Below are 22894 nucleotides of genomic sequence, written 5' to 3' on the forward strand. Positions count from 1 at the left end.
TCAATCGGTTGTGGTGGCGCCCAGAATTTCTTCAATGGTGGTGATGCCCAAGCGGATCTTGTTCAGGCCTGACTCCATCATGCTGGCTGCCCCTTCAGACCTGGCCTGCTTTTCCATGTCCAGGGCCGAGGCCCCGGCAATGATCAGCTCTTGCATGCTTTCGGAGATGGGCAGCACTTCGTAAATTCCGGTGCGACCAGCATAGCCTGTGCCATTGCAGGCCTCGCAGCCAACCGCACAGAAGGGTGTCCAATCCTCTTGGGGGACCTGCTCCAACAGGCCGGCTTGAACCAATGCACGTGCACCCAAGGGGTGGGGGGTTTTACAGCTGCACAGTTTGCGCACCAAGCGTTGGGCGATGACCAGGTTCAGGGATGAGGCGATGTTGTATGGCTCTACGCCCATGTTTTTAAGACGAATAATGCTCGACACAGCATCGTTGGTGTGCAGTGTAGACATGACCTTGTGGCCGGTCTGAGATGCTTTGATGGAGATGTCAGCGGTCTCCAGATCACGAATTTCACCCACCATGATGACATCGGGGTCTTGCCGAAGCAGCGCACGCAGCGCTTTGGCGAAGGTCAGCCCGATGCGTTCGTTGATGTTCACCTGGTTTACTCCGGCCAGGTGAATTTCGGCTGGGTCTTCCACTGTGCTGATGTTCACAGATTCGTTGTTTAGCAATTGCAAAAAGGTGTACAGGGACACGGTTTTGCCGCTGCCGGTGGGGCCAGTGACCAAGATCATGCCGTGAGGGCGAGCCAGCGCTTGCTCCACCGCCTGTTTTTGGCTGGCCTCCAGCCCCAGTTGTTCCAGTTTCATGAGCGAACGGCCCGAGTCGAGCAAACGCATCACAATTTTTTCGCCAAACAAGGTGGGCAAGGTGCTTACGCGAAAGTCCACTTTGCGGTCGTCGCTGCCCAAGGTCAGCCGTATGCGGCCATCTTGGGGAATGCGCGTCTCGGTGGTGTCGAGCTTGCTTAAAATCTTGATGCGGGCCGCAATTTTAGACTTCGCAGTGAGTGGCGGTTGCGAGGCCTCCTGCAGCACTCCATCAATACGAAAACGCACTCGGTAGGTGTTTTCATAGGGCTCAAAATGAATGTCGGAGGCGCCCTTTTTCAAGGCCTCATTCAGCAGGCGCTGAACAAATCGCACAATGGGGGCGTCGTCTACATCAGGCGTGGCGTCTTCCAGACCCACGTTCGCAGTGTCGCTTTTGACCTCGGTCAGCAAGCCTTCGTCCACCGATTGGTTTTCTTGGTGATGATCCAGCTTTTGAACCAGTTTGTCGTACTCCACCACCACCGGGTCTACCTGGAGTTGAGTTCGGAATTTAATCTGTTGAATGGTGCTTAGGTCTGTGGGGTCGGCCATGCCCACAGCAATGCCCCCTTGGCGTTTGCCCAGCACCACCGCTTCAAGGCCTTTGGTGGATTTGGCCAAATCGGGGTCGATGCTGCTAACGCTTTGGGCGTCAAACTGGGCGAGGTCAAACAACGGGTAGCCAAAGTGGGTGGCCACACAAGCTGCCAAGGTGTCGGGCGTCACCAGGCTTTGATTGAGCAGCCACTCGGCCACGGAACGGGCTTGGGGGTCTTGCTCCAGCAGGGTGTCAAGCTTGCTGGCGTCTAGCAGGCCCTTGGCTGTAAGGGCTCGGACCAGGCCAGAGCTTTTCAGGACGGCGGCGGTGATGCTCATCGGTGTAACCCCTGCAAAATGATCATGATGTGCAAAGCGTAAACAACTTTGCCCTCAAATCCTGTACTGCTCAATCACCTAGGCGGATGTTTTTTGCAATCAGCTTGATCGTTTCACCGCCACCTCGCAAAGCCCGGCCAGGGCGGTTTTGTAGGGGGAGTCGGGTAGTTGCGCCAAACGCTGCTTGGCCGATGCCGCCAATTGCTCAGCCTTGGCTTGGGTGTACTGCAGCGAGCCCGTGTTGGCGATGGCCTCCAGGATGGGGGCCACTTCTTGGGTGCCGCCTTCTGAAATGGCGCGTCGAATGCTCTCGCGGATTGAGGCTGGGCCGTGCTGCATGGCGTGGATCAACGGCAAGGTGGGCTTGCCTTCGCGAAGGTCGTCCCCCACGTTTTTGCCCATGGCACCGCTGTCGCCGGCGTAGTCCAGCACGTCATCAACCAATTGGAATGCGCCGCCAAGCTCTGCACCAAACAGGCCCAGGTTGGCGATGTGGTCGGCTGATTGGCCGGTGACGATGCCCGCCAACTTGCAAGAGGCCTCAAAAAGCTTGGCCGTTTTGAAGTCGATCACCTGCATATAGCGTGCTTCTGTGACGTCGGGGTCTTTGCAGTTGAGCAATTGAAGGACCTCGCCCTCGGCGATGGTGTTGGTGGCGTCAGAGAGCACATTCATGACTTCCATCAGGCCGATTTTGACCATCATCTGGAAGGACCGTGAATACAGAAAATCCCCGACCAGCACCGCGGCTGAGTTGCCATACTGGGCGTTGGCTGTTAGCCGCCCCCGCCGCATGCTGGACTCATCGACCACATCGTCGTGCAGCAAGGTGGCGGTGTGAATGAATTCCACGATGGCCGCCAGTTCAGTTGCTTTGCGCATTTGTGCGTCGCTGGCTTCCAGCGCCCTGGCGGTCAGCATCAGCAGGGCGGGGCGGAGGCGCTTGCCGCCAGCACCAATGATGTAGTCGCTGATCTGGTTGATCAGGCTCACCTCGGAATGCAGGCTGGTTCGAATGACATCGTCAAGCGACTGCATGTCGGTGGCGATGGGCAGAAGCACAGACTTGACGCTTGGAGCGGCTTGGGACATTTGGGCTAAGGTTGTGAGGTTGCTCATAGACTGCGCCTATTGTACTTGAGGCCATTTGACAAAAAAGGTGTGGCCTGTGTGTGTGCCCCCAGATTGTCGGTTTGGCAGGGGGGCTTGATGCGCTGGGCAAACACAAGGCTTTGACAACTATGGATTTTTGCCACATAATGGCGGGCTATCCGAAATGTTTTTCGGGTTTTTACATTGAACACGAGGTCAACTATGTACGCGGTCATAAAAACCGGCGGCAAGCAATACAAGGTTGCTGCTGGCGAAAAACTTAAAGTAGAACAGATACCTGCTGACATTGGCCAAGAAATCTCTCTGGACGAAGTGCTTGCCGTGGGTAGCGGTGACACTGTGAAAGTGGGCACACCACTGGTTCAAGGGGCTTCGGTCAAGGCAGTTGTTTTGGCACACGGTCGTCACGACAAAGTGAAGATCTTCAAGATGCGTCGCCGCAAGCACTACCAAAAGCGCCAAGGCCATCGCCAGAACTACACTCAAATCCAGATCCAAGCCATCAACGCTTGATAGGAGAATTGAACCATGGCAAGTAAGAAAGGCGGCGGCTCTACGCGCAACGGACGTGACTCAGAAGCCAAGCGACTGGGTGTCAAGGTGTTTGGTGGCCAGGCCATCAACGCAGGTGGCATCATCATTCGCCAGCGCGGTACACGTTTTCATGCAGGCGACAACGTGGGCATGGGCAAAGACCACACCCTGTTCGCCCTCACAGACGGACAAGTGCAGTTCTCGGTCAAGGGCGCCCTGCGTCGTAAAACCGTGAGCGTGGTGGCCAGCGAAGGTTAATCGCCTGGCACAACTTGGCACCGTCCGCGGTGTCGGGTCAAAATAGCCCTGCCTCGCAGGGCTATTTTTGTTTTTAGTACTCACCTTATTACTACACAACAGGCAGACTGGCATGAAATTCATCGACGAAGCCACCATCGAGGTGTTTGCAGGCAAGGGCGGCAATGGCTCTGGCAGCTTTCGTCGCGAAAAATTCATTCCCAAGGGCGGCCCAGATGGTGGCGACGGTGGCCGTGGGGGCAGCGTGTTTGCGCAGGCCGACCGCAATCTCAATACCTTGATTGACTATCGCTATTCCAAGCAATACCGGGCCAAAAGTGGTGAACACGGGCGGGGTTCCGATTGTTATGGCGCAGCTGGTGACGACATTGTTCTAAAAATGCCAGTGGGCACCACCATCATCAACGCTGACACGGGCCTGGTGGTGGCGGACCTCACCGAACACGATCAACGGGTGTTGATTGCCAAGGGCGGCGATGGCGGCTTGGGCAATATTCACTTCAAAAGCAGCGTAAATCGCGCACCGCGGCAGTTCACCAAGGGCAAAGATGGTGAGCAAGCCCGTTTGAAGCTTGAATTAAAGGTGTTGGCCGATGTGGGCTTGTTGGGCATGCCCAACGCAGGCAAGTCCACTTTGATTGCTGCGGTGTCCAACGCACGGCCCAAAATAGCAGACTACCCTTTCACCACCCTGCACCCCAACCTGGGGGTGGTGCGCATTGGCCATGCACAAAGCTTTGTGATTGCCGATGTGCCCGGCCTCATCGAAGGCGCGGCTGAAGGCGCTGGGCTGGGCCACCAATTTTTGAAACATTTAAGCCGCACCCGTGTGCTGCTGCACCTGGTGGACATTGCGCCCTTTGATGAAACGGTGGACCCCGTGCGCGAGGCGGTGGCCATTGTTGAGGAGCTGCGAAAGTACGACGAGGCCCTGTGGCAAAAACCGCGCTGGTTGATTTTGAACAAAATTGACATGGTGCAGGCCGATGAACGGAAGGCCCGCGTGGACGACTTTGTGAAACGTTACCGCAAGCAAACCGGCTGGGAAGGGCCGGTTCACGCCATCTCCAGCCTTACGGGCGAGAACACACAAACCCTGATGCGCCTGGTCTACGAAAACCTGGTGCAGCAAATGCAGGTGGAGTTTCCCCCCGAGCCCGATGCCCGATTCCGCGCGGGTTCTGGCACACTGCTGGATCCCTCTTCAACAGACAGCCCTCAGGAGTAAACACCGTGTCGGTGCAGCTTCCCCAGACCCAGCCCAGCAAGGCCCTGGCCAACAAACGTGTGGTGGTCAAGGTGGGCAGTTCGCTTGTGACCAAAGGTGGTCAGGGCGTGGACATGGCCTCCATTCGCGCATGGGCAGGCCAAGTGGCAGAGCTTGCTGCGCAGGGCTGCGAGGTGGTGTGGGTGTCTTCGGGGGCAATTGCCGAAGGCCTCAAACGGCTTAAATGGCCCAAGCGCCCCAGGGAAATTCATGAGTTGCAAGCTGCAGCCGCCGTGGGCCAAATGGGCTTGGTTCACGCTTACGAAATTGGTTTTGCCGAGCATGGCATCACCTGTGCGCAGGTGTTGTTAACCCACGCCGACTTGGCCGACCGCGAGCGTTACCTGAATGCGCGTTCCACGCTGTATTCGCTGCTGCATCACAAGGTGGTGCCCATCATCAACGAAAATGACACAGTGGTCACCGATGAAATTCGGTTTGGCGACAACGACACCTTGGGGGCACTGGTCACCAATTTGGTGGAGGCCGATGCCTTGGTGATTTTGACCGACCAAGTGGGCTTGTACAGCGCCGACCCGCGCAAGAACCCCGAGGCCAGGTTTATAGCCGAGGAAACGGCAGGCAACCCCGAGCTAGAGAAAATGGCGGGTGGGGCCGGCAGTGCCGTGGGCACCGGCGGCATGATCACCAAAATTCTGGCAGCCAAGCGCGCCGCTCGCAGCGGGGCGTCCACGGTGATTGCCAGCGGCCATGAACCCAACGTGCTGGTTCGGCTCATGAAAGGTGAGTCGGTGGGCACCTACCTGAAAGCGCCTTTGGGGCGGTTGGCCGCACGAAAGCAGTGGATGGCAGACCACCTCAAATTGAAGGGTGCGTTGTTGCTAGATGCGGGGGCTGCAGAGGCCTTGCGCAAGAAAAAGGGCAGCCTTCTTCCCATTGGGGTAACCGGATGCCAGGGCAATTTCCAGCGCGGGGATGTGGTGGCCTGCTTAAGCCCAGAAGGCTTGGAGGTGGCTCGCGGCTTGGTGAATTACGCCGCCACCGAGGTCAAGAAAATTGCTCGCCAACCCACCAGCGCCATCGAGGGCATTTTGGGTTACCTGGACGAACCAGAATTGATACACCGCGACAACATGGTGGTGTTAAGCTAGAAGACCTCCAGAACATATCGAACTTTCATGACACTGGACGACTGGTACAGCGGCGGTGAATTTTTCACCTGGAAAGGCCACTCCATTTTTGTGCGTGACAGCGGCGAGCGCAGCAAGCCCGCTTTGCTGGTGGTGCATGGTTTCCCCACGGCCAGCTATGATTTTCACTTGATGTGGTCAGCCTTGGCCCACACCCACCGGGTGCTGGCGTTTGACATGTTGGGCTATGGTTATTCCGACAAACCGGCCGAGTGGGTGCATTCCATTTTTAACCAAGCCAGCATTGCCGAATCGCTGTTGGCTCACAAAGGCGTGGGCACCTGCGAGGTGCTGGCCCATGATGTGGGCAACACCGTGGTGCAAGAGCTGATGGCCCGCCAAAGCGAAGGCAAGCTGGGTTTTGTGATGCGCCACATCACCTTTTTAAATGGTGGCTTGTTTCCAGAAACCCATCGCCCCATTTTGATTCAAAAACTGATGCTCAGCCCGCTTGGGCCCATGATGGCCCGGTTCACCCAGCATGCCACCTTGCGATCCAATTTGCAGCGCATTTGTTCAAGCGGCCTCAGTGAAGAAGACATTGACGCAGCATGGACCTTGTTGAGTCACAAGCAGGGCAATCTGCGCATGCATTTGCTGATTCGGTACATGACAGAGCGGCAAGAAAACCGGGACCGCTGGGTGGGTGCGCTGCAGTGCAGCCCGGCGCCAATTGCCCTGATCGATGGCGTGGAAGATCCCATTTCTGGCGGCCACATGGTGGATCGATTTGAAGAGTTGGTGCCAGGCCACCGCGTGGTTCGGTTGCATGGCTTGGGCCACTACCCGCATCTGGAAAACCCGGCCAGGGTGCTGGAGGCTTTCTATGTCCCAAAGTCTGCCTGAACAGTGAGCAATAAAAAACGCAGGGCCTTTGTGGGGCGCTGCGTTTTTTTAAACTTCCCAAAGTTCGCCCTTCGGCGTGCGCCGAGGATCGTTTTTGGAAAACAGCAATTTTGAAAGCTCGCCAAGCGCTTGTTTATACACCTCCCGCTTGAAATCGATCACGTTTTCAAGGGGAACCCAATACTCGTTCCAACGCCAAGCATCAAACTCGGGGTGGTCGGTGGCCCGAAGGCTCACGTCGCAATCCCGTCCAACCAACTTCAGCAAGAACCAAATTTGTTTTTGGCCCTTGTAGCTTCCTCGCCATTCCCTGCGAATCCAGTGGTCGGGCACGGTGTACCGCAACCAGTTTCTGGTTCTGCCAATAATTTCTACATGTTCTGGCAGCAAGCCAACTTCTTCGTGAAGCTCCCGGTACATGGCTTGCTCAGGCGATTCACCATGCTTGATGCCACCTTGCGGAAACTGCCAGGAGTGCTCACGAATTCGCTTCCCCCAAAAGACCTGCTTTCGGGAATTGGTCAAAATAATGCCGACATTGGGACGGTAGCCTTCTTTGTCCAGCATACACGCCCCGCAGATTTCTTTACAATTCCACGTCATTATAAGCACCAGCTTGGCTTTGTGCACCACGGTGGGGTTCGCAGTGGGCGCAACAAAGTAAGATGACGTTTCTAACCATTTCATTGCTAAAGAGTTTTTGCCAATGCGCGCCACCCAGTTTTTTTTGAACACCCTGAAGGAAGCCCCAGCCGACGCCGAGGTTGTAAGCCACCAACTCATGATGCGGGCTGGCATGATCAAGCGGCTGGCGGGCGGCATTTACACTTACATGCCGATTGGTTTGCGTAGCATTCGCAAGGTGGAAACCATTATTCGCGAAGAAATGAATCGCGCCGGCGCGCTTGAATTGTTGATGCCTGCTGTGCAGCCTGCGGAGTTGTGGCAAGAAAGCGGTCGCTGGGAAAAATACGGCCCGGAGTTGCTGCGCCTGAAAGACCGCCACAACCGTGATTTTGTGATTGGCCCCACCCACGAAGAGGTGATTACTGATGTGGTTCGCAAAGAGGTTAAGAGCTACCGCCAGCTGCCTTTGAACCTATACCAAATTCAGACCAAATTTCGCGATGAAATTCGCCCACGCTTTGGCGTGATGCGCGGGCGTGAGTTTGTGATGAAAGACGCCTACTCCTTTGATCGCGACCAGGAAGCGGCGCTTAAAACCTACGACGCCATGTATGAGGCTTACCGGCGCATTTTTACCCGCCTGGGCTTGAATTTCAGAGCGGTGAATGCCGACACGGGTTCGATTGGTGGCAACCGCAGCCATGAGTTCCACGTGATTGCCGACACCGGCGAAGATGCGATCGCCTACTGCCCCAATTCAGACTACGCGGCCAATGTGGAGCTGGCCGAAGCGGTGTGCACGCAGCAGCGCCCCGCGGCAAACCAGCCGATGAGCAAGGTGCATACCCCGGGCAATAGCACGTGCGAGGCGGTTGCGGCCCAATTGGGCCTGCCTTTGGCGGCCACCGTGAAAAGCGTGGTGTTTGCCAACGAATATGAAACCGACACCGGCAAAAAGGTACAAATTATTTTGGCGCTGGTGCGTGGCGACCACGAGGTCAATGACATCAAACTGGGCAAATTGCCCGGCGTGGAAAACCTGCGTTTGGCGACCGAGGCCGAGATTGTGGCTGCTTTTGGCACCAAGCCAGGCTACCTTGGGCCGGTGGGCTTGGGGCAGGGCTCGGCGGTGCGGGTGGTGGCCGACAAGAGCGCCGCCGCCTTGGGTGATTTTGTGTGCGGTGCCAACGAGGCAGACTACCATTACAACGCGGTGAACTGGGGGCGCGATGTGCCCGAGCCCGAGGTGGCAGACATTCGCAATGTGGTGGAGGGCGACCCGTCTCCCGATGGCCAAGGGGTGTTGGCCATGTGCCGGGGCATCGAGGTGGGGCATGTGTTTTACCTGGGTACCAAGTACTCTCAGGCGCTGAAAGCCACCTTTTTGGACGTGGATGGCAAACCTGCCGTGATCGAAATGGGCTGCTATGGCATTGGCGTTACCCGCATTCTGGGCGCGGCCATTGAGCAAAATTTTGACGAGCGCGGCATCAAATGGCCTGTGAGCATTGCGCCCTTTGAAGTGGTGTTGTGCCCCATCGGCTATAAAAAAAACGAGCAGGTGAAGGCGCAGGCCGACGCGCTCTATGAGCAACTGAAAGCCGCCGGCGTGGACGTGATGCTGGATGACCGCGATGAGCGACCCGGTGTGATGTTCGCTGACTGGGAGCTGATTGGTGTGCCCTTGCGTGTCACCCTGGGTGATCGCGGTTTGAAAGAAGGCAAAGTGGAGTTTCAGTCGCGCGACGGCGCACTTGAAAAACAGGATGTGGATGTTGGAAGCATTTTTGAGCAGGTGCAAGCCGAGTTGCGCAAGCGGCAGGTGCAGCTGTAAGCCTGTGCCCCCAGTGTTCGGCCTTGGTCGAATGGTCCGGGCCGGGGTTTTGGCGTGGGCGCTGGTGGGCAGTGTGGGTGCCAGCGCAAGCCAGCAATACGAACCCATGGCTGACCATGTTCGCTTGGCTTTGCGGCAGGCTTTGGCCTCGGGGGATGTTTCCCCCAGACCATTGTTTGAATCGGCGGAGCACCGCATTCACTGGTTGGGCGAAATGTCGCGCAGGTTGGCCCGCCGCGTGCCCAACTTCGAAGAGCGGCTGGAGCTGATTAAAACCATCCGCTACGAGGCGCAGCGCGCCGGGCTGGACCCGCAGTTGGTGTTTGCTCTGATTGAGGTGGAAAGCAACTTCAATGCACAAGCCCGCAGCCACGCAGGGGCCCTAGGCCTAATGCAGGTGATGCCTTTTTGGACCGATGTGTTGTCGCGGGGCAGCGCAAGCGAGTTGCTGGAACCCCGCATCAATGTGCGTTACGGCTGCCTCATTTTGCGGCACTACCTTGACATTGAAAAAGGCAATCTGGACCGCGCACTGGGGCGCTACAACGGCAGCCTGGGCAAAATGACCTACCCCAACCTGGTCTACGACCGCTTGGACCGCAACTGGCAATACCAAGCCCCCGCAGGCAATAGCGCTTCCGGGGCCGCTTCAAAAGCAGCCACCCAAACCGCCTCTAACCCTTAAACCCCCCTGGCTTTTAAACAGGTTTGCTCTTAGAACGGTAGACCGCCCCCTGGGGGCATGCCACCGGGTGGAAAACCTTTGCCACCGCCCAGCTTGCGCATCATTTTGGCCAAACCGCCTTTTTGCATGCTTTTCATCATGCCGCGCATTTGTTCAAACTGATTGAGCAAGCGGTTGACCTCTTGAACCTGCACGCCCGCACCCGCGGCAATTCGCCGCTTGCGCGAGGCTTTTAAAATATCGGGCTTGCTGCGCTCTTCCAGAGTCATGGACAAAATAATGGCCTCGGTGCGGCGCATTTGCTTCTCGGCAGCGTTGGTGTCCACTTGGCCTGCGCCCTTCATCATCTGTGTGGGCAGTTTGTCGATCAGCCCCTGCAGGCCACCGAGGTTTTTCATTTGGGCCAGTTGCGCCAAAAAGTCGTTCAGGTCGAAGGCCTTGCCGCTTTTCAGCTTTTTGGCCAGCTTCTCGGCCTCTTTTTCGTCGATGCCTTTTTTGGCCTCTTCCACCAGGGACACAATGTCGCCCATGCCCAAAATTCGACCGGCCACGCGATCGGGGTGGAATTTTTCAAAGCCCGACAGCTTTTCGCCCACACCCATGAACTTGATGGGCTTGCCCGTGATGTGGCGCACCGACAGGGCCGCGCCGCCACGTGCGTCGCCATCCATTTTGGTGAGCACCACGCCGGTTAGCGGCAGGGCCTCGTTAAATGCCTTGGCGGTGTTGGCGGCATCTTGACCCAGCATGGCGTCGATGACAAACAAGGTTTCGGTGGGGCGCACCGCCTCGTGCAGGGCCTTGATCTCGTTCATCATGGCTTCGTCAATGCCCAGCCGACCCGCCGTGTCCAGAATAAGCACATCGAAAAACTGGCGTTTGGCATGGTTTAGGGCTGCCAAAGCGATGTCGATGGGTTTTTGGGAGACATCCGAGGGAAAAAACTCGGCCCCCGCTTGGGCGCTTACGGTTTTAAGCTGCTCAATGGCCGCAGGGCGGTACACGTCAGCCGACACGGTGAGCACTTTTTTCTTGAGCGTGTCTTTGAGGTACTTGGCCAGTTTGCCTGTGGTGGTGGTTTTACCCGCGCCTTGCAGGCCTGCCATGAGAATAACCACCGGGGGTTGGGCGGCCAGGTTGATTTCTTCGGTTTTGTCGCCGATCAGCTTGATGAGCTGCTCATGCACAATGCCGACCAGCGCCTGACCAGGGGTGAGGCTGTTGAGAACCTCTTCACCCAGCGCGCGTTCTTTGACCTGGTTGATGAACTCTTTGACCACGGGCAAAGCCACGTCGGCTTCCAGCAATGCCAGGCGTACCTCGCGCAGCATGTCTTGGGTGTTGGCTTCGGTGATGCGGGCTTCGCCCTTGATGTTTTTTACAACGCGGCTTAGGCGGTCGGACAGGTTTTCAAACATGGTGGGCAAGCCTCGGGAAGACCATGATGCAAGCTGTGATGCAAGCCGCTTTGCGGCGCACAAGCTGGCTGGTGAATCGAGTACACTAAATCGATATGAACAACACAATATTGTACGCGCTTGCAGTGCCTCTGCTGTCTGCCACAGGTGGATTGGCGGCGCTCAACGTTTTTGGCAAATGGAGCGGTCCACATTGGGCGGTGCGCGCCCTGGCGGCCCTGGCGCTTGCCCTGTCTGCCCTGCTGTTAAGCCGCGTGCTGTTTCAGCCCGATGGCCTGCATTTTGGGTTTGTGATCGGGCTGATGTGTGTGGCCTGGCTGGCGGCCTTGGTGGCTTTTGCCGAAGGTTTTTTCAATCGGGTGCCTTTGCTGGACATGGTGGTGTACCCCCTGTGTGCGGCGGTGTTTTTGTTGCCACTGTGGTTGGGTCAAGAGGCCACCATCCGAATGGCGGGCGACCGTTTGTTCCAAGTGCACCTGTTGATTGCGCTGGCGGCCTACAGCTTGCTCGGCATTGCTGCTGTGCATGCGCTGGTGATGGCCTTTCAAGAAAAAGCCCTGCATCAGCCTGTGGCCACCACCCGCGAGAACCGCTTGCTGCGTGAACGGGTGTTGGACCAGCTGCCCTCTTTGCTCACCATGGAATCCATCTTGTTTCGCCAGTTGTGGGCGGGCTTTGTGTTGTTGTCGCTCACCCTCTTGAGCGGGTTTTTATTTTCAGAGCAGTGGGGCGGTCAGGGTTGGCAGTTCAACCACAAAACCCTGTTTGCGATTGTTTCCTGGTGCTCGTTTGCCGCCTTGTTGGCGGGGCGGGCGGCCTTGGGCTGGCGTGGGCGCGTGGCCTTGCGCTGGTGTTTGGGCAGTTATGCGGTGCTGGTGCTGGCCTATTTTGGCACGCAGTTTGTGCTGGAGTTTATTTTGAAAAGGGCAGTTTAAATGGGTCGCATCCTGTTTTTTGTGGGCTTGGCCTTGGTGGCTTGGGTGTTTTGGAAAGCGTGGCAGCGCAAGCAGTTGGACGAAAAGCCCGGGGTGAAGGCTCAACAAAAGGGCAGCCTTGGCCGTAAACAACAAGAAGAGATATTGCCGTGCCGGCATTGTGGTGCGTATAGCCCCCTCTCGGAAGGGGTGATGATGCAGGGTCGCTTTTATTGCGGCCTGGAACACGCCAAGGCAGAAGGCGAGAAAGTGCACTAAAAGGAGCGTGGCGGTGATGGCCGCCGGAGGGCAGGTGGATGAAACTGGACGAAGGCTGGATTGAATACGATTGGGTAAACCGCATGCAAAGCCCAAACCAGGACGCGCGGCCCCTGGGGGCGGTGGTCGACACTGTGGTGATCCACTGCATCAGCCTGCCTGAGCGTGGCCGCAGCATGGCCCTGGTGCAAGACCTGTTTTTAAATCGGTTGGATTTTCATGCCCATCCCGAGTTGGTGGAATTGATGGATTTGCGTGTGTCGGCCCATTTTGCAATTGACCGCGATGGCAGCATTACGCAGTTTGTGTCCTGCGAAAAACGCGCGTGGCATGCTGGACTGTCGGCGGCCATGGACCGGCAAAACTTCAATCATTTTTCGGTCGGCATCGAACTGCTGGGGGATGTGTACACCCCGTTTGATGCATCGCAGTATGCCAGCCTGCACAAGCTGATTGCCGAGCTTAAGCAGCGTTATCCACTGCGTTATGCACTGGGGCACAGTGAGATTGCGCCCACCCGAAAAACAGACCCCGGGCCTTTCTTTGACTGGAAAAGCCTGCGCAAATCCTACACTTACGACCTCTTGTAAAACAGCCCCGCAAGGGGCTTTTTTCTTGGTGTGCCACCCGGTTGGGTGGTGCCAAATACTTTTCCCAGTGTTGTCCACAACTTATGCACAGTGCATAACTGTGTGGACAAGATGTGGGTAAGAAAGTGTTTGCCAAATCGAATTTCGACCACTACAATTAGTTTCAGACCGCTGCAAAAACACAAGATATAGTGGTCGGCCTGTTTACCCCCTCTCACAAGAAAAATTCTCAAAACACGTTTGTACCAGGAGAAATGTGCATGCAAACCAGCCACCAAAGCACCGAATTGGCGACCAAAGCGCCGCGAATGGCCAGTCAGCAAGACACGCGCGCAGCCAATGGCGACAGCGCGTATGCCAACTACAAAATCATTCGTCGCAACGGTGCTGTGGTCGGCTTTGAGCCTGGCAAAATTGCCGTGGCCATGACCAAGGCTTTTTTGGCTGTCAATGGTGGCCAGGGCGCTGCGTCCGCCCGCATTCGTGAATTGGTAGAGCAGCTCACCGCAGGCGTGGTGAACGCCTTGGTGCGCCGTCAGCCTTCCGGTGGTATTTTCCACATCGAAGACATTCAAGACCAGGTGGAGCTGGCCCTGATGCGCTCGGGCGAGGCCGAAGTGGCTCGCGCATACGTGTTGTACCGCGAGCGCCGTGCGCAAGAGCGTGCCGCCAAGCAGGTTGAACAGGCCACACAAAACCAGCTGAATGTGATTGATGGCGACATCACCAAGCCGCTGGATGTGCCCGCACTGCAAGCGCTGATTGAAAGCGCCGCCACTGGCCTGGAAAACATCGACACCGCCCATCTGCTGAAAGAAACACTGAAAAACCTCTACGACGGTGTGAAAGTAGATGAGGTGTACAAATCGGCCATTTTGTCTGCGCGCGCCATGATCGAGAACGACCCCAGCTACACGCTGGTGACTTCCCGCCTGCTGCTGCACACCATCCGCAAAGAAATTATTGGCCGCGAAATTGCCCAAGATGAAATGGCTCAGGTGTACCCCGAGTACTTCCCTCAATTCATCAAAAAGGGCGTAGAAGCGGGCTTGCTCGATAACAAGCTGTTGCAGTTCGACATGAAAAAACTGGGCGAGGCCCTGAACTACAAACGCGACCTGCAGTTTGATTACCTGGGGCTGCAAACCCTGTACGACCGCTACTTTTTGCACGTGAACGATGTGCGCATTGAAATGCCCCAAGCGTTTTACATGCGTGTGGCCATGGGCTTGGCACTGAACGAAATCGACCGCGAAAACCGCGCCATTGAGTTCTACGAAATTCTGTCGACCTTCGACTTCATGAGCTCCACGCCCACGCTGTTTAACAGCGGCACCATTCGCTCGCAGTTGTCGTCTTGCTACCTCACCACCATCGGTGACGACCTGGACGACATTTACGAAGGCATCAAAGAAAATGCACTGCTTTCCAAGTTTGCCGGTGGCCTGGGTAACGACTGGACGCCTGTGCGCGCCCTGGGCAGTCACATCAAAGGCACCAACGGCAAGTCGCAAGGTGTGGTGCCTTTCCTGAAAGTGGTCAACGACACCGCTGTGGCCGTAAACCAGGGTGGCAAGCGCAAAGGCGCGGTGTGTGCCTACCTGGAAACCTGGCACCTGGACATTGAAGAATTTTTGGAGCTGCGCAAGAACACGGGCGATGATCGCCGCCGCACCCACGACATGAACACGGCCAACTGGATTCCAGACCTGTTCATGAAGCGTGTGATGGAAGGTGGTGAGTGGACCCTGTTCAGCCCATCGGATGTGCCCGACCTGCACGACCTCTACGGCAAGGCCTTTGAAAAGGCCTACGTGGCCTACGAGGACAAAGCTGCGCGTGGCGAGCTGAAGCTCTTCAAGAAAGTTGAAGCGGCCAAGCTGTGGCGGAAAATTCTTTCCATGCTGTTTGAAACCGGCCACCCATGGATTACCTTCAAAGACCCCTGCAACATTCGCAGCCCCCAGCAGCACATTGGCGTGGTGCACTCGTCTAACCTGTGCACAGAAATTACGCTGAACACCAGCGCCACTGAAATTGCCGTGTGCAACCTGGGCTCTGTGAACCTGGTGGCCCATCTGAAGAAGAACGACGACGGCAGCTTCAGCATTGACCATGACAAACTGCGCAACACGGTGCGCACGGCCATGCGCATGTTGGACAACGTGATCGACATCAACTATTACGCTGTGGGCAAGGCGCGCAATTCCAACCTGCGCCACCGCCCGGTGGGCCTGGGCATGATGGGTTTCCAGGATGCGCTGCACGTGATGCGCAAGCCCTATGCCTCACGTGATGCGGTTGAATTTGCCGACGAAAGCATGGAAGCCATTTGCTACTACGCCTACGAGGCCTCGGCCGACCTGGCGGCTGAGCGCGGTGTGTACAGCAGTTACAAAGGGTCGCTGTGGGACAAAGGCATTCTGCCGTTGGACAGCATCAAGTTGCTGGAAGAAGAGCGCGGCGGCTATGTGGAAGTGGACACCAGCGCCCGCCTGAACTGGGATGGCTTGCGCGCAAAAATTCAGCAGCAAGGCATGCGCAACTCCAATTGCGTGGCCATTGCGCCCACCGCCACCATTTCGAACATTATTGGCGTGGCGGCTTCCATTGAGCCCACATTCCAGAACCTGTACGTGAAGAGCAACCTGAGCGGCGAATTCACCATTGTGAATGAGCACCTGGTGCGCGACCTCAAGCGCTTGGGCATTTGGGATGAGGTGATGATTGCCGACCTGAAATACTTCGATGGCTCGGTGATGAAGATTGACCGCATTCCCGAAGACTTGAAGCGCCTGTACGCCACAGCGTTCGAGATGGACCCACGTTGGTTGGTGGAAGCTGCAGCACGCCGCCAGAAGTGGATTGACCAGGCCCAAAGCTTGAACATTTACATGGCGGGTGCCAGCGGCAAGCGCCTGGACGACACCTACAAACTGGCATGGTTGCGCGGCCTGAAGACCACCTATTACCTGCGCACCATTGGTGCCACCCATGCAGAAAAATCCACCTTGAGCGGTGGCGAGCTGAACTCGGTGAGTGCAGATGGCGCTGGTGGTGGTTTTGGTGCGGCAGCCGGTGGCAGTGGGGTGGTGGCCAACCTGCCCGAGCCCGAAATTGAAGGCAAGGTGTGCACCCTGCGCCCCGGCGATGCAGGCTTTGATGAGTGCGAGGCTTGCCAGTAAAGGGTGCTTTTAAACGGCAGGCGCAAGCGTTGCCAATTGAACCGATATTGAACATAATGGCACTGTGTATTTATACAGTGTGGTGTTAAGGAGTAAAAACATATGCTGTCTTGGGAAGATGAATTTGACGCCGCCATGGCCAAACCCGCCACAAAGCCTGCTGCCCCCATGCCCCCCGCCATGGGCTCGGTGGCCTCGGGTTTTACTGCACCAGCCAGTCAGGGCCTGTACCAGCAAGCCGCACGCCCTGTGCAGCAGCCAGCCGCCCCTGCGGCCGATGGTGGCGTATCCCGCCGCGTGAATGCGGCCGACAAGCGCGTGATCAACGGCACCACCGATGTCAACCAGTTGGTGCCTTTTAAATACAAGTGGGCTTGGGAAAAGTACCTCAGCCAGTGCGCCAACCACTGGATGCCACAAGAAATCAACATGGACCGCGACATCGCTCTGTGGAAAAGCCGCGACGGCCTGACCGACGACGAGCGCCTGATCGTGAAGCGCAACTTGGGCTTTTTTGTAACAGCCGACTCCCTGGCCGCCAACAATATTGTGCTGGGCACTTACCGCCACATCACAGCGCCCGAATGCCGTCAGTTTTTGCTGCGCCAAGCCTTCGACGAGGCCATTCACACCCACGCCTACCAGTACATTGTAGAAAGCCTGGGCATTCCTGAAGCAGAAACTTTCAATGCCTACAACGAGGTGCCCTGCATCAAGGCCAAAGACGAGTTTTTGATTCCGTTCATTGATGTGTTGACCGACCCAGAGTTTAAAACCGGCACACTTGAAAACGATCAAAAATTGCTCAAGAGCCTGATCGCTTTTGCCTGCATCATGGAAGGCATGTTCTTCTACGTGGGCTTTGTGCAAATTCTGGCCTTGGGTCGCCAAAACAAAATGATCGGTGCTGCCGAGCAGTTCCAGTACATTTTGCGCGACGAGTCGGCCCACTGCACTTTTGGCATCGACCTGATCAACACCGTGAAGCTTGAGAACCCACACCTGTGGACCCCCGAGTTTAAAGAGGACATCAAGGCCATGTTCCGCAAGGCGGTGGAGCTTGAGCACGCCTACGCCGTGGACACCATGCCCCGTGGCGTGTTGGGCTTGAATGCTGCGCAGTTTATGGAATACATGCGCTTTATTGCCAACCGTCGCTCCAACCAGATCGGCCTGGGCACCCTGTACGAAGGCGCCACCAACCCCTTCCCTTGGATGAGCGAGATGATGGACCTGCAAATGGAAACCAACTTCTTTGAGCGCCGTGTGACGGAGTACCAAACAGGTGGGGCGTTGAGTTGGGATTGATCATAACTTTCCATTAATTCCAGCAACATTCCACTTATTTTTGCAACGAATTCCATTAATTCTTGCAACCAAAATAAATGGAAATTAGTTGGTATTTATTGGGAAAAGTGATGTTGTTGAAATGAGTGCCAGATCTTCTGGTGTCTGCTTAGGATGAAACTCTTCTTGCGGAATAGGTTGCGCAAACGTAGACCGTTTGAACAAAAAAGGGCAACCATATGGTCGCCCTTTTTTATGAATTGAGAGGGATGTGTAGGGGGTGCAACCCCTACCATCCGAGACTGAAAACTTTGAGCCCAAAGCCTCAGTCACTGCTTGCGGTACAAGCCAAGAGATGATGCATTTTTTATCCCCTGGTCGTCAAGAAGTTCAATAGCTTTGGTCTTAACTTCTGCCAACTTCTGTCAACTTCAAAGAAGTTCGTTTTTGGTGGGCAAAATAGAGAGCTCAAAATGTTATTAAACGCAAGAAAAAACGGTCAGACTAAATCTGGTTCCAACTTCGATCAGTCAACCGTACTGAACGTATGGCGAAAAGGCCTAATAGTTCCAGGTTACAACCCACAGGACGTTCGAAAAGATGTTTGTGGGCATTTCATCAAATGGTCGGACTATGGAAACACTTCGTCCAGATTTGGATGGGAGATAGATCACATCCGACCTGTCGCTAAGCAAGGCGACGACAACTTGATAAACCTACAGCCGTTGCAGTGGGAAAACAATCGGTACAAAAGCGACAACTATCCGAACTGGGCTTGTAAAGTTGGTTCAAGGTAGTTACTTCGCTTTGATTAGATAGTCTGAGGACAGTAAGTTCCTTTTTGAAGAGGGACTTACCGTTCTGGATCAAAGCAATTCTGGTCGGATTTAGACCGTTTTCTAGCATGATCCTTTTGTAAGAACGTCAATGCTTAGACTTTTTTGTTTCAAGCTTTGAAATTACTTCGGAGTAAAACTCTTACTGTCCAAAATTGATACCCGCGACAAAAATCGCAGCCATGGGGTAATACCCCGACGCACCTCCCACACCCCGGGGCATGGATTAAGCCCAGGCGTACCAACATTAGAGACCGTGCTCTGAAGTGATGCGCCGTGAGGCTTGCCTACACGGCGTTTTAGGCCGACACTGTGGCCCTTGCCAGCCAACTTTTTCAGGAAGCGATTGCTGTGAGCACTGCGCTAAATTTTTTATTGGCCGCCCGCCGTTGCGAGGTGGAAGAATTAAGCAGCCTGGCCCGCACGTGTGAGTTAATTTGCGTGGCCAGTGAGTTGATTCATTGCCTGCAACACGAGCGGGGCGCGTCTAACTTGTTTTTGGCCTCGCAGGGTAAGCGTTATGCTGCTTTGCGAAGTGAACGCATTCAGGCCACAGGTGTGGCTTACAACAGTTTATTGGCCCGTTTGGTGGATGGTGATCAGCCCGCCCAGCTCAGCGGCGGCGTGCGTTTGTACACCAAAATTGCGATGGCCTTGCACGCCTTGGATGAACTGCCGAATATTCGCGGCCGTGTGGGCGAGTTGTTGCACACGCCTGCCACCGTAACTGCCCAATATCGCCAAGTGGTGGAGGCCTTGTTGGCCCTCATTTTTGAAGCGGCCGATGTGGCGGTGGACCCGGATATTTCACGACTGCTGGTGGCTTTGTTTCACCTGATGCAGGGCAAAGAATGGGCTGGTCAGGAGCGTGCCACAGGGGCGGCGGCGTATGCGGCGGGCAGAATTTCGGCCGAGCAGGTGCAAACCATTGAATACCTGACCGAGATGCAAGAACAGGCTCTGCAGCGCTTCGAGTTGTTTGCCAGCGCGGCTGGTGGGACCAGTGGTTTAAAGGTGCCCGACCCCGGGCAAGAGTTGTTGCGCATGCGCCAGGTGCTCCTAGAGTCGGTGAAGGGCAGTTTGCAACCCGACAATTCAGACGCATGGTTTGATGCCTGTACTCAGCGCATGGATGGTTTTCACGGGGTGGAAATGCAGTTGGCTACGCGTTTAAAGCAACTGTGTGAGGACAAAATCCGAAAGCTGATTCGTGGCGTAAACCCCCAAGAGCAAGACCTGAATGCTTTGGAAACCCCCGAGGTGATTTCGCCCTTGAATGCCTTTGCCACGGGCCTGGAGCCAGAAAAATTGTTTGCTCCGCTGGATGGGCAGGGCAACGGCACTGGCCCAGTGAACCAGGCTTTGCTGGATGTGCTGCGGGCCCAGTCGGACCGCTTGCACCATTTGACCGAGGAATTGAACTCGGTGAAAGCGTCGCTGGACGAGCGCAAAGTGATTGAGCGCGCCAAGGGCATTTTGATGATGCACAGGGGGTTGGACGAAGAAAGCGCCTACCGCATGCTGCGTAAAACCGCCATGGACCAAAACCGTAAGCTGGCCGAGGTGGCTCGATCGGTGCTGAGCCTGGCCGATTTGCTGCCGGGTGGCAAGGCACAATAAAAAACAACTAGCGCGGTTTGTATTGCGTGGGGCAGTGGTGGCGATTTACTGCACTGCTGCGCAGTTTGACATGCTTGGTGTTGCGGCCCGCCATGCGTTTGCGCCACATGCGAAAACTGGAGGCTTTCATGTGTTTGCGCATCAGCTCGATCACGGCCGATTCATTCAAGCCAAATTGAAGCTCGATGGCTTCAAAGGGTGTGCGGTCTTCCCAAGCCATTTCAATGATTCGGGAGATATCTTCTTCAGACAAGTTGTGCTGCATGGTGGACCTTCAAAACAATCCATGGGCGGGCGGCCTGCTCGGCCGGTGCCCCGCCTCCGGTAGTAGCATAACGCATCTTGCAGCATCTTGTTTTTAACCCATCCGCCCATGAGCACCCAAGCCCCTAAACCTTCCCCACTTGCTGCGGCCGATGCGCTAACCCCCGCGCTGGCCGCCAAGCTGGTGCTCACCGCCTTGCTGTGGGGCGGTACCTTTGTGAGCGGCAAGGTGGTGGCCAACCATTTGCCGCCCATGGTGGCGGCCTTTGGGCGGTATGTGGTGGCGGCCGTGCTGTTGCTGTGGGTGGTCAAAGCCGTGGAAGGGCGCCTGCCACGCATTAACCGCCAGCAGGGCTTCATCACCTTGGGTTTGGGGCTCACGGGCATTTTTTTGTACAACGTGTTTTTCTTTGCAGCATTGGCACACATCCCTGCCGGGCGCACGGCCTTGTTGGTGGCGCTTAACCCCATCATCACGGCCATGTTGGCCAGTGTGGTGTACCGTGAGCGCTTGGGGCCGGTGCGTTGGCTGGGAATTGCCATCGCATTGGTGGGTGCAAGCATCGTGATTACGCGGGGCGATCTGCACGCGGCCATGCTTGACCTTCGGCAATCTTTTGGCTTGGGCGAAACCATGATGTTGGCCGCGGTGGTGAGCTGGGCGGTGTACACCTTGATCTCCCGCAAGGCCATGCAGAGCCTCAGCCCTTTGGCGGCCACCACGTATGCGTCGTGGTGGGGCTTGCTGATGTTGAGTCTAAGTTCGGCCAGCGAGCTGGGGGGTGTGGCTTGGGCGGCCGTGCCATGGCAGGTGTGGCTGGCCCTGCTGTACCTGGGTGCGTTTGGCACGGTGGTGGCTTTTGTGTGGTATTACGAGGGGGTGCGGGCGGTGGGGCCGTCGCGCACGGCGGTGTTTACCAACCTGGTGCCTGTGTTTGGTGTGGTGTTGGCGGCAGTGGTGCTGGGCGAAAATATTTTGGTGTCGATGGTTGTGGGTGGGGCTGTTACTGTGGTGGGGGTAATGTTAACATCGCGCAATGTAAACGTTGTTGTGCCACCGCCTAATGTCGACTCCAAGGAGACCCAACATGCCCGCCTCAGATCTTAAAGTTGAAACCCGCATCGGCATTCAACACAAACCCAGAAGAATATTGTCGATCGTCTCAAACACCGCCGAGTTGAAGGGCTTTCCCGTCGGTTTTTTTGGTGAAGAAATGACCCGTGCCTTTTTGATGTTTATTGAGGCAGGTCATCAGGTTGATTTGGCCTCTCCGAAAGGCGGGCAGGTGATGCTGGACACCCACAGCGATCCGCGCACCCCCAATGGAGCCTATGCCGACGATTTGATCACGCTGGGCTTTGTGAATCACAGCAAGTTTGGTTCCATGCTGAACAACACCTTGGCAATCCGGGACGTATCGGTGGACGATTATGATGCCGTTTGGGTGGCCGGTGGTGGAGCGCCATTGCTGACGTTTCATGACGACTTGGCACTGCACAAATTGATCGCTGATTTTTATGAAAAAGGGAAGATTGTCACCCTGATTTGCCATGGCTCCTCGCTTCTGTTGTGGACCAAGTTGTCAAACGGTCAATTGCTCGCTGAGGGTAAAAAATGGACTGGTTTCACCGATGAAGAAGAAGAGGATGTGAACGCGGCCTTTGGCATGACACTGAACGAATACACCATTGAATCAGAGGCAGCGAAAATTCCTGGTACTCGGTTTATATGCCGTGGTTTGAACGAACCGTTTGCCGTGCGCGATGGGCGACTAATCACCGGGCAGCAGCAATACAGCAGCGGCCTGACTGCCCAACTGGTCTTGGAAGCTTTGCAGGAGTACTAGGCCTAGACCAACCCCATGAACTCAGCCACCACCAGCATGTGATCTGCTTCCTCGGCCGACATGATGAACACCTGGTGAGCTGGGTTGCGCGATTCCGGGCACAGGTGCACCTCGGTGTGCGCCCGCCCGCTACCGTCGAACACCTTGTGTGTTTTGTAACGCTTGAGCACGCAATGTGCATCATGCTCGCTGGTGGGAATTTGCGGATGTTGCACCAACAGAATTTTTCCGTTGCGCGCACCCTGCGGGTTGAAGCGGAACAGGCACAGCGCGCCCGGTGGAATGCGCTTGTCCATGGTGTCGCCGTGAAAACGTGCCACAAACATGTCGGGCTGACCATGAAGGTGGGCGGGTAACTCAAACCAATCTTCTGGGTCGCTTTTAGGCAGCCCGCGTGCATGGTCTGCCGCAGTGTGCAGGGTGTACAAGGGTACTTTGTTCTTGGTGAGCGTGTGTGCGTTCATGAGCGTTGACCCAGGTTGGTTGTAGACGCTTGCAGGCCCACTGCCTTGGCCCTAGCTTGCACTGTACTGGGCAAATGCCACCAGGTCCACCGCCTTGCAGTTTTCTTGGGCAAAAGGGTGAAGATTTTCTGTAGGGCAAAGCCTGTATTTCTCACCCTTTCGCTACCGATGTTA

Annotated in this window: 22 protein-coding genes; 16 read left to right on the plus strand and 6 right to left on the minus strand. The window is 56.0% G+C overall.

The genetic code is table 11. From position 1 onward, the window contains the following. A complete protein-coding gene (gene pilB / locus ACEQU8_RS09970; RefSeq protein ID WP_370263297.1) occupies positions 1–1701 on the minus strand; it encodes a type IV-A pilus assembly ATPase PilB in 1701 nt (566 codons plus the stop codon). Positions 1702–1800: 99 nt separating this feature from the next. Next, positions 1801–2820 carry a polyprenyl synthetase family protein gene (locus tag ACEQU8_RS09975; RefSeq protein WP_370263298.1) on the minus strand — a complete coding sequence of 340 codons (1020 nt, stop codon included), beginning with the start codon at positions 2818–2820 and terminating at the stop codon, positions 1801–1803. Between the two features lie 195 nt (positions 2821–3015). On the opposite strand from ACEQU8_RS09975, the gene rplU reads away from it, so the two are divergent. From rplU to ACEQU8_RS10000, 5 genes are all read left to right on the plus strand, one after another. Next, positions 3016–3327, plus strand: a complete 312-nt coding sequence (rplU, locus tag ACEQU8_RS09980) for a 50S ribosomal protein L21 (RefSeq protein ID WP_256764839.1) — start codon at positions 3016–3018, stop codon at positions 3325–3327. A gap of 15 nt (positions 3328–3342) precedes the next feature. Continuing rightward, the gene (gene rpmA, locus ACEQU8_RS09985; RefSeq protein ID WP_256764838.1) at positions 3343–3606 is read left to right on the plus strand and encodes a 50S ribosomal protein L27; all 264 of its coding nucleotides are present in this window, start codon (positions 3343–3345) and stop codon (positions 3604–3606) included. Positions 3607–3718: 112 nt separating this feature from the next. Further along, the gene (gene cgtA / locus ACEQU8_RS09990) at positions 3719–4834 is read left to right on the plus strand and encodes an Obg family GTPase CgtA (RefSeq protein ID WP_370263299.1); all 1116 of its coding nucleotides are present in this window, start codon (positions 3719–3721) and stop codon (positions 4832–4834) included. Between the two features lie 44 nt (positions 4835–4878). Then, the gene (gene proB, locus ACEQU8_RS09995) at positions 4879–5985 is read left to right on the plus strand and encodes a glutamate 5-kinase (RefSeq protein ID WP_370263411.1); all 1107 of its coding nucleotides are present in this window, start codon (positions 4879–4881) and stop codon (positions 5983–5985) included. Between the two features lie 27 nt (positions 5986–6012). Continuing rightward, positions 6013–6870, plus strand: a complete 858-nt coding sequence (locus ACEQU8_RS10000; protein WP_370263301.1) for an alpha/beta fold hydrolase — start codon at positions 6013–6015, stop codon at positions 6868–6870. 48 nt (positions 6871–6918) lie between these two features. Here ACEQU8_RS10000 and ACEQU8_RS10005 read toward each other — a convergent pair whose 3' ends face one another. Continuing rightward, positions 6919–7437, minus strand: coding sequence for an RNA pyrophosphohydrolase (locus ACEQU8_RS10005; RefSeq protein WP_370263302.1), 519 nt, complete (start codon positions 7435–7437; stop codon positions 6919–6921). A gap of 139 nt (positions 7438–7576) precedes the next feature. Here ACEQU8_RS10005 and ACEQU8_RS10010 point away from each other — a divergent pair, with 139 nt between their 5' ends. Next, a complete protein-coding gene (locus tag ACEQU8_RS10010; RefSeq protein ID WP_370263303.1) occupies positions 7577–9331 on the plus strand; it encodes a proline--tRNA ligase in 1755 nt (584 codons plus the stop codon). Positions 9332–9335: 4 nt separating this feature from the next. Continuing rightward, positions 9336–10016 carry a transglycosylase SLT domain-containing protein gene (locus tag ACEQU8_RS10015; RefSeq protein WP_370263305.1) on the plus strand — a complete coding sequence of 227 codons (681 nt, stop codon included), beginning with the start codon at positions 9336–9338 and terminating at the stop codon, positions 10014–10016. A 29-nt stretch (positions 10017–10045) separates the two neighbouring features. On the opposite strand, the gene ffh is transcribed toward ACEQU8_RS10015, so the two are convergent. Then, complete coding sequence (ffh, locus tag ACEQU8_RS10020; protein ID WP_370263306.1) at positions 10046–11434, minus strand: signal recognition particle protein; 1389 nt, start codon at positions 11432–11434, stop codon at positions 10046–10048. Positions 11435–11529: 95 nt separating this feature from the next. Between ffh and ACEQU8_RS10025 the strand changes: the two genes are divergently transcribed. The 7 genes from ACEQU8_RS10025 (at position 11530) to ACEQU8_RS10055 (ending at position 20145) form a co-directional block, all read left to right on the plus strand. Next, complete coding sequence (locus ACEQU8_RS10025; protein ID WP_370263307.1) at positions 11530–12369, plus strand: inner membrane protein YpjD; 840 nt, start codon at positions 11530–11532, stop codon at positions 12367–12369. Continuing rightward, positions 12370–12627, plus strand: a complete 258-nt coding sequence (locus ACEQU8_RS10030) for a PP0621 family protein (protein ID WP_370263308.1) — start codon at positions 12370–12372, stop codon at positions 12625–12627. A 38-nt stretch (positions 12628–12665) separates the two neighbouring features. Continuing rightward, positions 12666–13217 carry a 1,6-anhydro-N-acetylmuramyl-L-alanine amidase AmpD gene (ampD, locus tag ACEQU8_RS10035; protein WP_370263310.1) on the plus strand — a complete coding sequence of 184 codons (552 nt, stop codon included), beginning with the start codon at positions 12666–12668 and terminating at the stop codon, positions 13215–13217. A 260-nt stretch (positions 13218–13477) separates the two neighbouring features. Next, a complete protein-coding gene (locus tag ACEQU8_RS10040) occupies positions 13478–16402 on the plus strand; it encodes a ribonucleoside-diphosphate reductase subunit alpha (RefSeq protein WP_370263311.1) in 2925 nt (974 codons plus the stop codon). 102 nt (positions 16403–16504) lie between these two features. After that, positions 16505–17710 (plus strand): ribonucleotide-diphosphate reductase subunit beta, encoded by a 1206-nt coding sequence (locus tag ACEQU8_RS10045; protein WP_370263312.1) that lies wholly within the window; start codon positions 16505–16507, stop codon positions 17708–17710. Between the two features lie 452 nt (positions 17711–18162). Further along, positions 18163–18486 carry an HNH endonuclease signature motif containing protein gene (locus ACEQU8_RS10050; RefSeq protein WP_370263313.1) on the plus strand — a complete coding sequence of 108 codons (324 nt, stop codon included), beginning with the start codon at positions 18163–18165 and terminating at the stop codon, positions 18484–18486. A 390-nt stretch (positions 18487–18876) separates the two neighbouring features. Continuing rightward, the gene (locus ACEQU8_RS10055) at positions 18877–20145 is read left to right on the plus strand and encodes a nitrate- and nitrite sensing domain-containing protein (RefSeq protein ID WP_370263315.1); all 1269 of its coding nucleotides are present in this window, start codon (positions 18877–18879) and stop codon (positions 20143–20145) included. Between the two features lie 7 nt (positions 20146–20152). Here the strand turns inward: ACEQU8_RS10055 and ACEQU8_RS10060 are convergent, their stop codons facing one another. Continuing rightward, the gene (locus ACEQU8_RS10060) at positions 20153–20410 is read right to left on the minus strand and encodes a TIGR03643 family protein (protein WP_370263316.1); all 258 of its coding nucleotides are present in this window, start codon (positions 20408–20410) and stop codon (positions 20153–20155) included. A gap of 108 nt (positions 20411–20518) precedes the next feature. Between ACEQU8_RS10060 and ACEQU8_RS10065 the strand changes: the two genes are divergently transcribed. Both ACEQU8_RS10065 and ACEQU8_RS10070 read left to right on the plus strand, forming a co-directional pair. Then, complete coding sequence (locus tag ACEQU8_RS10065) at positions 20519–21517, plus strand: DMT family transporter (protein WP_370263318.1); 999 nt, start codon at positions 20519–20521, stop codon at positions 21515–21517. Then, positions 21498–22256 (plus strand): type 1 glutamine amidotransferase domain-containing protein, encoded by a 759-nt coding sequence (locus ACEQU8_RS10070; RefSeq protein ID WP_370263320.1) that lies wholly within the window; start codon positions 21498–21500, stop codon positions 22254–22256. Before ACEQU8_RS10065 ends, ACEQU8_RS10070 begins: the two co-directional genes overlap by 20 nt. Before the next feature lie 2 nt (positions 22257–22258). On the opposite strand, the gene ACEQU8_RS10075 is transcribed toward ACEQU8_RS10070, so the two are convergent. Continuing rightward, positions 22259–22720: a helix-turn-helix transcriptional regulator gene (locus ACEQU8_RS10075; protein ID WP_370263321.1), complete on the minus strand. Its 462-nt coding sequence runs from the start codon at positions 22718–22720 to the stop codon at positions 22259–22261. Between the last annotated feature and the right edge of the window lie 174 nt (positions 22721–22894).

Origin of the sequence: Limnobacter sp., from assembly GCF_964228395.1 — a bacterium.
Taxonomy (GTDB): domain Bacteria; phylum Pseudomonadota; class Gammaproteobacteria; order Burkholderiales; family Burkholderiaceae_B; genus Limnobacter.